The following is an 11,408-nucleotide window of genomic DNA, read 5'->3' on the forward strand; positions in this document are numbered from 1 at the left end:
GTAGAGCGTGGGGGGCCCCTTATCGTGAAAAACGTGGCCTTGGCTACGACTTGTGCCCCTAGGATGGTGACATGCTCACGCTCCGTCGCTGGCCCCGGGGCTCCCCCCTCCTCGCCTGCCTGCTCCTGCTATCGTCGGGGTGCGCTTTCGTCTCACCCCGGTTTTCCCAGGAAGTACAGGCGTCCTTCGCCCGGGACGAGATGCGGAAGCTGACCACCCGCTCCATGGAGCTGTACTACCCGGAGCAGCTCAAGCCCGCCGCCTTGCGAGTCGCCGCCCGCGTCGAGGCCTGTGTGGACCGCCTGAGAGGGCTCGCGTGGAGCAAACAGCCCAGGGATCGGCTGCTCATCTATATGACGAGCGCGGGCTTCAACAACGCGTACGTCCAGCCGGATCTGGTGAGCACCCCCCAACAGATGGTGCTGCCATCGCACATGAGCATGGAGCTGTTCCATTTCATGGACCTGGGCGAAACGGAGTTGGGCGACGTGGGCTGCCACGAGGCCGTCCACTACGTGCAGATGCAGCAGGAGGAGGGCATCTGGCGGGGCCTCAACGTGCTCACCGGCGGCCTGCTCCAGCCCAACATCTTCACCGAGTCCTGGTTCCTGGAGGGGCTGGCCACCTATTACGAGGGGCAGTTCGACAAGGACACCGGGCGCCCCCACAGCCCCATCTGGCGCGGCTGGTTCGAGTCCCTGGTGCAGGAGCGTGGAGGGGACCTGAACCCCGGCCACATGTCTCCCGAGCACCGGCAGGCGGACCCGTTCGGCGGCAACTACCTCACGGGCAGCCACTTCATCGCATGGCTGGCGCACACCTACGGCGAGAAGAAGCTCTGGCAGCTGATCAACGAGCAGGGCGGTGCCTGGGCCCCGCCCCTCGGCGTCACGCTGCGATTCCGAGGCGTGTATGGGAAGACGATCGGCGGGCTCTTCGACGAGTACACCGAAGCCTTGAAGAAGGAGCTCGTCCGGAGGGAGCGCCCGGCCACCCAGACGGTGATGACGCCGGAGGTGGGGTACTTCGCGCGAATGGCGGCCTCGCCGAAGGACGGGGCGATCGCGCTCATCCACGTGGGGCGCGAGGAGACCTCCCACCTCACCGTGCGCGAGCGGGATGGCTCCGTGCGCTTCTCCCGAAGCCTCACCCTGCTGCTGCCGGGGCGCACGTGGATCGTGAGCAGCCCCACGGCGATGAGCGGCCTGTCCTTCACGCGCGATGGCGCCCTGCTCTACCTGGTGGGCGCCGACGTGAACAGCCAGGGTGCCTTCATCTCCCGGCTGTGGCGGGTGGACGCGCGCACCGGCGACGTCCTGCGCACCTGGGACATCCAAGACGGGATTGGCGGCAGCGTCACGCCGGACGGCACGGGCTACGTCTTCGTGGACGTCCGAGGCGGAGACACCGCGAACCTCTACCGCCTGAACCTGGAGACGGGCCAGCAGGAGCCGCTCACCCAGTTCGAGGGCCACATCTCGCTCGGGGCCCTTGCGGTGTCTCCGGACGGGCAGCGCGTGGTGTTCGCGATGCGCGGGCCCGATGGCTGGGATCTAGCGCTGCGCGAGCAGGACGGAAGCGTACGCTGGCTCACCCGGGACGGGCGCTTCAACTACTCGCCCACCTGGGTGGATGACGACCAGATCCTCTTCCTGCGCGAGCATGACCAGCGGTTGCAGGCGCACCTGCTGCGGCTCTCCACGGGAGAGCTCCACCGCATCACCGACGCACCGCACCTGGTGATGGATGCACAGCCCACGGGCGACGGGCAGGTGGTGTTCCTCAACCGCGATGGCGTGGACTTCTCGCTCGATCGGGCACCGCTCGTGGCGATTGCGGAGCCCCCGCCCCAGACAGCAGTGGCCGCATCGCCTGCGCCCGGGACTGCCGAGACCGTTCCTCCTCCCCCATCCGCCTCCGCTCCCGAGACGCCGGCGGCGCATCCACCCGAGGTGGCTCCAGGCTCTCCCCCCTCACCCGAGTCCTTCGCCGAGTTCCCCGGAGCCCCGCCCGCAGCCTCGGACGCTCCCGCCTCGAATGCTCCCGCCTCGGACGCCCCCACCGCAGCAGCCACCGAGGCTGTGCCTCCCGCGCCTTCTGCGCCCCTCACCCTGGCCACCGTTCCGCTGGCGGACGCCCCGCTGGCCGTGGTGCCCCCAGCGCCCGAAGTGGAAGTGCAGTCCGATGTGCCCTACTCACGGCTGGAGCGGCTCTTCTACCCGGAGTTGCGCGTCCCGTTCGTGTACGCCTTCAAGAACGAAGACACCGAGAAGCTCCAGGTGGTGGGCCTGATCTCGCTCGCGGGGCAGGATCGGCTCGGCTTCCACGCGTGGGCCATCAACGCCCTCTATGACTCGGGCGTGGAGAGGCCGATGCCGAGCGTCTCGGTGAGCTACGGCAACGCGGTGCTGGCTCCCTGGTACCTCCAGACCGATGCCGCCTACGCCCGGGACGAGGATCAAGAGGACATCCAGGCCTCGCTGACCGGCTCGCGCACCTTCTGGACCACGCCGGTCGCGTTCGGACTCCTCGGCCTGAGGCGGCAGTTCCTCGATCCGGCCGACGGCACCCGCGAGAACGTCACCTCCCTCTTCGGTCCGCAGATCGCCACGGCCTATTTCGCCGGAGAGGGCACTTCCTACGGAGGCACGCAGCGAGGGCTCGGGCTCTCCCTGTCCGCGGGAGCCTTCCCCAAGGCCTTCGGCACCGACTCCGCGATGGGAGACGTGCGCGCCGAGGCGGAGACCTACCTGGGCGGACTGCCGGGGCTCAAGAGGGACAACCTGTACCTCTCGGTGGCGGGCCGCTTCCTGCCGGGCGCACCCAACGGACTGCTCGAGGTGGGCGGAATCGCAGCGGGCGCCCCCTTCTTCCAGTCCGAGGACAACCGCGATCGGGGGCTCTCACGGCAGTACCAGCCCGGCCTGGCCTTCTCCGAATACCTGCGAGGCTACGAGGACATCACCTTCCGGGCCCGTCACGCCGTCATCGGCAACGCGCTCTACCGCTACCGCTTCATCGTCGACTACGGCTGGGCCTCCACGCTGTACCTGTTGCCCTCGCTCTTCGTGAACCAGCTCGAGGTGGAGGGCTTCGGCTCCTGGGCTCGCACGGACTTCAAGGACAACCACCGGGCCGCGGGCGGAGCGGTCCGGCTCCAGCTCACCCTCGGGCAGTTGATCCCTCTGGGCCTCTTCTACCAGGTGGCCTACCGCTTCGACTCGTGCGTGGAAGAAAGCAGCGCGAATCAGTGCTCCAAGCCGCTGCACCTGGTGGGCCTGGCCTTCTGACGAAGCTCACAGCCCGTAGAGGTTCGACTGGTGCGCGTAGTCGAGCACCTGGCGAGGCACCAGCTCCGAGGGCCGCTGGCCGCGAGCCAGCATCTCGCGAATCTGCGTGGAGGACACTTCAGCCAGCGGTGGCCCCAGCGTGCCCGGCGCTGGGTAACCGGCGCGATAGAGCACCAGCACCCTCACCATCTGCTCGATGCGATCGAAGCTCTTCCACTTCGGCACATCCTTCAGGATGTCCGAGCCGATGATCAGCGAGAAGCTCCGCTCCGGGTAACGCTCCTTCAAATAGGCGAGCGTCTCCACCGTGTACCCTGCGCCTCCGCTCTGGGCGACCGCCTCCTCCACCCGGCTCGTCTTCAACCAGCCGGAAGTGTCCAGACAGAGCAGGTCGCACATCTTCACGCGGTGCTCGAAGGGAGCCAGCGCCTTGCCAAAGGGGTGGTGGTAGGCGGGCATGAGCCATACCTCGTCCACCTCCTGCGTGGCGTGCACGTACTGGGCGGCCAGCAGGTGGCCCACATGAGGCGGATTGAACGAACCTCCCAGCAGCGCGACCCGCAAGGCCACCTCACTTCACCTGCAGCTTCGTCCCACGCCCAAGCTGGAGCTCCCGAGGCTCCAGCACCACGGATCCGTCCAGCCGGAAGGCGGTGTACTTCAGGTTGCGGTCCACCTTCTCCAGCAGGCCACACGTCTGCTCGGCCGCCCCGGCCAGCCGCCCCGGAGTGATGAAGAAGCGAGGGCCGATCTGCACCACGTTCGGCTCGGACTCCTTGCCGTGGATGAAGACCGAGGCGTTGAGCAGATCGTCCCGCGTCAGATCGTTCTTGTCGTAGACGAGGCAGCACAGCGCATCGCCCACCATGTCCAGCATCTTCCGCGGGATGTTCGGATCCATGTACTGGAGGCTGTCGCGCTCGGGCACGCGAGAGAACCTCTCCAGCACCAGGCGGCGATCCTCCTCGGCGGAGACGTCCGCGGGAACCTCGCCGAAGGCGGGAGGCCGGGGCAAGGCGTCCTTGGAGGACAGCCACTGCGTGACATCTGCCAGGAAGTCCATGTCCGAGTACTCGCGGCCTCCGCGAGACTTCTCCCGGCGCTCCAGGATCCATGAATCCAGATCCGTGTAGCGCCCCCCGGCGAAGAGGAAGCGGCGGGCACCCTTCTCCCGCAGCAACTCGTACGCCGCGTTGAAGGCGGCGAGATCACCATGGCTGTCGGAGAGAATGCCGATCACGGGGGGACCCTGTTCTCAAGAGTACAGCAGGTAGGGCCTCCTTTGCTGCTCGAAGGTGTCCGACTGTGCGGAGAACCCCTCCACGAGCCGGTCCAGGGGCCAACCCTCCTCGATTCCCCGGCGGACCTGATCCGTGCCACACAGGAGATCAAAGGCCGGCACGTCATCCACGAACTCGTAGGCATCCGCGCGCCAGGCGAACTTGCCGCCCCCCACGTCGCGCACGGCCTGGAAGATGGCGATGCCCGTGCGCAGCGACTGGAAGGCCTGCCGATCCGTGACGTGGATGAAGGCGCCGGTGCAGGACTCGCCCCGGAACTTGTCGAAGGTGGGCGTGAAGCCTACGGGGCGGAAGGTGACGCCCGGCAGGCGCTCCCTCTCGAGCCGAGCCACCAGCGCATCCGCGTCCAACCAGGGGGCGCCGAACTGCTCGAAGGGGCGGCAGGTGCCACGGCCCTCGGACACGTTGGTCCCCTCTCCCAGGCACATGCCCGTGTACACCAACGCGGTGTCCGGCGTGGGCATGTTGGGCGAGGGCGAAATGAAGGGCAGCCCCGTATCGGACCAGAACATCTCCCGGCGCCAGCCCTCGCACGGCACCACCGTCAGCTCGCAGCCCATCTTGAACTCGGCGTTGAAGAAGCGGGCCAGCTCGCCGGCCGTCATGCCGTGGCGGTTGGGCAGCGGGTACAGCCCCACGAAGGAACGGTAGCGCTCGCCCACCAGGTTCCCCTCGAGCGCGGTGCCGCCCAGCGGGTTGGGCCGATCCAGCACGAAGAAGGGCACCTTGGCCTGGGCTGCCACCTTCATGGAGAGCGCCATGGTGTAGACGTAGGTGTAGTAGCGGCTGCCCACGTCCTGGATGTCGAACACGAGCGCGTCCAGCCCGGAGAGCCACTCCACCTTGGGAGACAGCGACTCGAAGGTGGAGCCGTACAGGCTGTGCACGGGCACGCCGGTGCGCCTGTCTCTCGCCTCGCCCACAGCCACCATGTACTGGGCCTCGCCGCGAATGCCGTGCTCTGGACCGAAGAGCGCGGCCAGGGTGACTCCTGGTGTCTGCGCCAGCAAATCCGCCAGGTGGCGGAAGCGCGAGTCCACGCTCGTGGGATTGACAATGGCCCCCACGCGCCGGCCCTTCAGCGCCGAGAAGCCCTGCTCCACCCATACGTCCAGTCCCGTCTTCACCTTCATCCCGACAGCCCTCCGCGCCTTGGGGAATTCCCCAGCGCTTCAGTCATCACCCAGACGCTTGAGCGCCTCCTGCGCCGCGCGTCGCGAGTTACAGCCGCCCAGCCCCGTCCCGAGGAAGCCGCTCGAGGCCCCCTCCTCCGGCCCGTCCTGCTCGGCCAGATCCTCCAACTCCCCACGGGCTTCCTTGAGCTTCAGCACCGCCACGGCCAGAACCGCGGCCTGACGCACACCGCATTCCTTGTGCTCCAGCAGCTCGATGATCCGATCCTTGGCCTGCGAGCTACCGGCCTTCACGGCGGACACGTAGTGCTCCACCGAGCCGCGCATGTCCCCTCGGGCCTCGCTGAGCTGCGCGTACAGATACTCCGCACGCTCGGGGTTCTTGGCCTCCTCGCGGATGAGCTTCCGAGCCGCATCCGTGAGCGAGTCCCGCTTGGAAGGAGGCGCCTCCCGAACGGCGTCGATGGCCCGCTCCGCCGGACTGGAGCCGAACGCCACCACTGCCACACCCAGCACCAATGCCAGTCCACCCAGGCCCAGGGCCAGGCGGCGCCCCGTCACTCCGGGAGGCACTCGCGAGCGCCACTGCGCGGGAAGGCGCTCCGGGAGCCCCTGGAGGAATCGCGAGGCAGCGGCCAGCCACCGGCTCGCGAGCCCCCGGGCCTGAACCCCCACCACGGCCGCACGCTGGCCCACCGCGGAGAGCGCGGCCCCGGCCGAGCCCGGCTGCTCACTGACGCGAGACAGGGCCATGTTCGCGAACGGCGGCCCCTCCTGCGGAACCCCGGCCGCAGCAGGTACCGGCGTTACGGGAGCCTCCATGCGGTAGGGCCCCTTGGGGACGCGGAAGACACGGATCTTCCCGGGAATGCCCTTCAGCTCGAAGGCGCCCACCTCCTGCGAGGGCACCTCCGCCTTGTTCATGGAGAGGTAGACGGCCTCGGTGAAGAAGACCTCACCCGCATCGGTGATGCCCTCCACACGGGCGGCGATGTTCACGGGCTCGCCGAAGACGTCCTGGGACTCGACGCGCACCTCGCCCACGTTGATGGCCACGCGCACGTGGAGCTGCTCGTTCTCGGAGACGGTACGGTTGTAGTGCCAGAGGCGATCCTGGATGGCCACGCCGCTGAGCACGGCCTGGGTGGGCGACTCGAACGTCACGAGGAACGCGTCGCCAATGGACTTGAGGATCTTCCCACCGAAGGCGGTGAACAGCGGCGCCAACAGATCATGGTGAACCCGGAGGAGACGCTGGTTCTCCTCATGGGTCTGCCGACTGGTGCGCTCGGTGAACCCTTGAATGTCGGTGAAGACGATGGCGAGGTTGGCGGTCTTCAAGGCGCGCGCAGTCTATGCGTCGGCGCTCGCAGCGCAATCGGCCAGGGCCCTCACCGTCCGCTCGGCTACCGACGGGACGGCTGGAGCGTCCGCAGGCGACGCTTGGGCGCGGGCTCCTCGGTGGCCTTGCGCAGCTTCTGGGCGAGCTTCTCCCGGCCCGTGCGCTCGTACAGCTCGACGAGCCGCCGGACCACCAGCACGTTGTCCGGTTGGAACTGGCGCGCGGCCAGCAACTCCCGCTCTGCATCCCCCACCCGCCCTTGCTGCTCCAGCACTTGGGCCAGCAACAGACGCACCTGCACCCACTCGGGCCGGGCCTTGGTGAGGAAGCGGTAGTGGTACTCGGCCTTGAGCCAGTCGCCCTGGGCCATCCAGAGGCCCGCGGCCCGGAAGCGGGCCTCCTCATAAGAGGGGCGATAGAGGAGCGCTGTCTCGTAGGCCTGGGCAGCAAGCAGGGGTTGTCCCCTCTCCTCGCACAGCAACCCACGTAGGTAATAAGCGCGAGGATTCTCTGGAGCGAGCGCGGAGGCGACATCCAGGTGGGCCTCGATGCGGTCCAGCTCTCCTCCCAGCTTGAGCATCAGCCGGGCAGCCTCGATTCGAGGCAGCTCCCAGGCTGGCCAGCTATGAATGACGGCCTCCATTTCCGAGAGGGCGCCAGCGGAGTCTCCGGCCTCTTCGCGAGCCAGAGCCTGCGTCAGGGCATTGTTCGCGGGGGCGTCCAGAGCGCCCGCCAAAGCGCCCACAAGCATGAGCCACACCATGGGCGGCTGATAACAGAGGCAGCAGGCCCCCTCAATGTTCCCTTGACGGCCCCCAGGGCCAGGCATGAAACCATGTCCGTGCAGATAGCCCAACGAACCCTCGAGGATCTCGGCTTCGCGGAGGTGCTCCGCGCTCTGGCCCAACGGTGTCGGACCGCCCCTGGCAAGGAGCGCGCCCAGGCCCGCCCCTTCCTGGACACCGAGGATCAAGTCACGGACGCGCTGTCCCTCGTCGGCGAGGCGCGCTCGCTGTCCCAGGAGCAGTTCTCCCTCCCCCTCGGAGGGGTGAGTGACTTGAGGGACTCGGTGAACCGGGCCTCCAAGGGAGGCCTGCTGGAACCCAGAGAACTCATCGCCTCCGCGCAGTTGCTCTATGCGTTCGCCCGCACCCGCGAGGCGCTGGAGGAGCGCGAGGAGACAGTCCCCATGCTGGCGACCCTGGGCCGCCGGCTCCCGATGCTGGAGGCGCTCGCGTCTCGCATCGATCGCAGCTTCGAGCCCGACGGCACCATCTCGGACCGGGCCAGTCCGGACCTGAAGGAAGCGAGGGACCGGGCGAACGGGCTGCACCGCCGCATCAAGACGCGGCTGGACGAGCTGCTGCACGACGAGGGCTTCCTGCCGAAGCTGCGAGAGAACTACTACACGCTGCGAAACGGGCGGTACGTGGTGCCGGTGATCTCGAACTTCCGGGGCGAGGTGCCAGGCATCGTCCACAACGCGAGCCAGACGGGTCAGACGCTCTTCATCGAGCCGCAGGCGATGGTGAGCATGGGCAACGATCTGGCGATCGCGCAGTCGGTGGTGGCCGAGGAGGAGCGGCGGATCCTGCAGGAGCTGTCGAACCAGCTTGGCAAGGAGGCGGATCGGGTCCTGGAGGGGCTGGCGGCGGTGGCTGAGCTGGACGAGGCGGAGGCGGCGGCGATGCTGGCGGCGGACCTGGACGCGCACGCGCCGACGTTCGCCGGCGTGGATGAGCTGACGCTGTACCAGCTGCGTCACCCGCTGCTGGTGCTGAAGGGCACGCAGGTGGTGTCCAACGACGTGCTGCTGTCGGGCGAGGCGCGGGCGCTGGTGGTGTCCGGTCCGAACGCGGGCGGCAAGACGGTGACGCTGACGGCGGTGGGGCTGTGCTCGCTGATGCTGCGCTGCGGCCTGCCGGTTCCGGTGGAGAACGGCTCGCGGATGCCGCTGTACCGCTCGGTGAACTCGACGGTGGGCGATGCGCAGGATTTGTCGCAGGGCCTGTCGACGTTCAGCGCGCACGTGGTGAGCCTGCGAGACATCGCGGCGCAGGTGAGCAAGGGCTCGCTGGTGCTGATCGACGAGATCGCGGCGGACACGGATCCGCGCGAGGGAGCGGCGATCGCGATCGCGGTGCTGGAGGAGCTGCTGGAGAGGGGCGCGGTGGTGCTCGTCACCACGCACCTGGAGGAGCTCAAGGCGCTGGCGCACATGGACAAGCGCTTCCTGAACGCGCGAGTGGGCTTCGATGCAAAGAAGATGGCGCCCACGTACCGGCTGCAACTGGGAGCGGCGGGAGCGTCTTCGGCGATCGAGGTGGCGGCGAGGATGGGGTTGCCGGAGCGCATCTGCCAGCGCGCGAGAGACCTGTCGATGAACGCGGGCGGTCCGCTGGCGAAGGCGCTGGCGGCGGCCGAGGACGAGCGGCGGCGGCTGACGGAGGAGTTGGAGAAAGCAAAGGCGGCGGCGGAGGCTGCGGAGAAGCTGCGCAAGGATCTGGAGGCGCAGAAGCAGGCGTTCGAGAAGGAGCGCAAGGAGAAGATGATGCGCTTCAACGAGGACGTGGCGGCGGCGAGCGAGCACGCGGCGGCGGAGGTGAAGGAGCTGCTCCAGGCGTTGCGCTCGCAAAGCAACGAGAAAGCGGCGGCGGAGGCGCGAGCGGCGCTGCAGCAGCGGGCTGAGGAGGCAGCGAAGCGGGCCAAGGAGGCGCGAGCGGAGCTCTACCAGGTGCAAGCGCCACAGCCGCCAACGCTGAAGGTGGGAGCGTGGGTGCGGCACTCGGGATTCGACAAGGACGTGGAGATCCTGGAGTTGCACGACGGCGAGGCGCTGGTGGCGGCGGGGCTGCTGAAGATGCGAGTGCCGGTATCGGAGCTCTCGGGCTCACGGACGGCGAAGCCGCAACAGAAGTTCCCGGAGCGCAACAAGCAGGAAGTGGCGCTGAAGAAGGCCTCGGCGGCGGCGCCCGCGGAGGTGAAGGCAACGAACTTCCGCTGCGACGTGCGAGGCATGCGAGCGGACGAGGCGCTGACGGAGGTAGAGCAGTTCCTCGACCAGGGCATGCGCAGTGGCGAGGAAGCAGCGCTGATCATCCACGGTCACGGCACGGGGGCGCTCAAGCAAGCTATCCGCGACTATCTGTCCAACTCGCCCTACATCCGCATGTTCCGTCCGGGCGAGAGCCACGAGGGCGGAGACGGCGTCACGGTGGTGGCACTGCGAGCGTAACTTCGAGCCACTGGTTCAAGTCCCGTACTCCTCGCCAATAGAGGGACCTGGAATCGAGAGGGACACTTCAACGATTCCAGACCCTTCGTCTTTTCAGCCCCCTGGGTTTCTCCTGCGGCACGCTCCCCGTCTCCAGGATGTCTCCAGAAATCTGGGGTTGCGTCGTTCAGCAGCCTGATCGCCGCAACCCTGGCCGCCGGAGATATGTGCATGCATCATTGGGTGGTGGTGAGCTTCGCGTAGCCGTGGGGCAGGCCAGTCTAATACTTGTAGACCAAGATATAATTCGCTCTACCCGAGTACCAAATTCCATTGGCAGGGCTGGTGTTCCACCACTTGAACTTGAACCTTGCCACTACCCGCCAAGTGTACTGATTGATTGGGGTAACGTAGGCTTCAACCCTCAGAAGAGAGTTATCTCCTTCCGAGTTGTACTCCTCAATCCCCATCAGCGCTGGCGAAACCAATATTGCCCAGTCATTGACTGTCCCGTATGGGACAGTGATGTATTCACCGTCATTCACCATGCCGGATTCGGCTCCAGCTGCCAAAGCGGCCCCCGCCGAAAGAACGAGAGCAAGCGCTGCAATATTCGAGAGATTGCGATAGGCTTTCATAAGAAGAACAGCTCCGGGCATATTTTGTTTAGGGCAACAACCCACACCACCAGTACGGAGTGTTCAGGTTTCGAAGACTAATCCTAGTGGGCGGCGGCTAGGATCTGGGGAGACCCTACAGCAGGTGCAAGCACCCCCAACGAATGGGGAGACAGCTTGAAATCAGACAGTCTTTAGCGCGGAAAAGATTCCTCTCGGTGGGCTCTCACCGAATTTCCTGGAGCATGGTGCCCCCCTGACCTCGTCTCCAATATGTCTCCAAGACGCAAGGAGGCGGCAGGGGACACGGGAGATGGACGAGGATTAGCCCGTGGACTCAGAGTCCCCATATCTACTCGCGATTCCTCGAAAGGCGTGTGCCGTCGCGGGTTTAGGAGCCGCGCAGAAATAAAGTTTCAGTTTGGCCGGAGGGTGTAATTCCACTCACCATGGAAGTTGGAGCGCTCAAGGTGAAGGGCGGCCATCTGCTCGCGGCTGACGTCGACGCCTA

The 11,408-nt window shown here is 66.9% G+C and carries 8 protein-coding genes; 2 read left to right on the plus strand and 6 right to left on the minus strand.

The window, feature by feature from the left end:
* Window positions 1-71: 71 nt before the first annotated feature.
* The gene (locus KY501_RS46455; protein ID WP_224371421.1) at window positions 72-3,290 is read left to right on the plus strand and encodes a hypothetical protein; all 3,219 of its coding nucleotides are present in this window, start codon (window positions 72-74) and stop codon (window positions 3,288-3,290) included.
* Window positions 3,291-3,296: 6 nt separating this feature from the next.
* Here KY501_RS46455 and nadD read toward each other — a convergent pair whose 3' ends face one another.
* From nadD to KY501_RS46480, 5 genes are all read right to left on the minus strand, one after another.
* Entirely contained in the window at window positions 3,297-3,854 is a 558-nt protein-coding gene (gene nadD, locus KY501_RS46460; RefSeq protein ID WP_224371443.1) for a nicotinate (nicotinamide) nucleotide adenylyltransferase, read from the minus strand.
* A 7-nt stretch (window positions 3,855-3,861) separates the two neighbouring features.
* Complete coding sequence (locus KY501_RS46465) at window positions 3,862-4,530, minus strand: hypothetical protein (RefSeq protein WP_224371423.1); 669 nt, start codon at window positions 4,528-4,530, stop codon at window positions 3,862-3,864.
* A 15-nt stretch (window positions 4,531-4,545) separates the two neighbouring features.
* Window positions 4,546-5,724: an exo-beta-N-acetylmuramidase NamZ family protein gene (locus tag KY501_RS46470; RefSeq protein ID WP_224371425.1), complete on the minus strand. Its 1,179-nt coding sequence runs from the start codon at window positions 5,722-5,724 to the stop codon at window positions 4,546-4,548.
* 39 nt (window positions 5,725-5,763) lie between these two features.
* Complete coding sequence (locus KY501_RS46475) at window positions 5,764-7,065, minus strand: adenylate/guanylate cyclase domain-containing protein (protein WP_224371427.1); 1,302 nt, start codon at window positions 7,063-7,065, stop codon at window positions 5,764-5,766.
* A 65-nt stretch (window positions 7,066-7,130) separates the two neighbouring features.
* Entirely contained in the window at window positions 7,131-7,829 is a 699-nt protein-coding gene (locus KY501_RS46480) for a tetratricopeptide repeat protein (protein ID WP_224371429.1), read from the minus strand.
* A gap of 72 nt (window positions 7,830-7,901) precedes the next feature.
* On the opposite strand from KY501_RS46480, the gene KY501_RS46485 reads away from it, so the two are divergent.
* The gene (locus tag KY501_RS46485) at window positions 7,902-10,301 is read left to right on the plus strand and encodes an endonuclease MutS2 (protein WP_224371431.1); all 2,400 of its coding nucleotides are present in this window, start codon (window positions 7,902-7,904) and stop codon (window positions 10,299-10,301) included.
* A gap of 260 nt (window positions 10,302-10,561) precedes the next feature.
* Here KY501_RS46485 and KY501_RS46490 read toward each other — a convergent pair whose 3' ends face one another.
* Window positions 10,562-10,918 carry a hypothetical protein gene (locus KY501_RS46490; protein ID WP_224371433.1) on the minus strand — a complete coding sequence of 119 codons (357 nt, stop codon included), beginning with the start codon at window positions 10,916-10,918 and terminating at the stop codon, window positions 10,562-10,564.
* Window positions 10,919-11,408: the final 490 nt, after the last annotated feature.

The sequence above is a fragment of the Hyalangium versicolor genome, from assembly GCF_020103695.1.
In the GTDB taxonomy this organism is placed as follows: domain Bacteria; phylum Myxococcota; class Myxococcia; order Myxococcales; family Myxococcaceae; genus Hyalangium; species Hyalangium versicolor.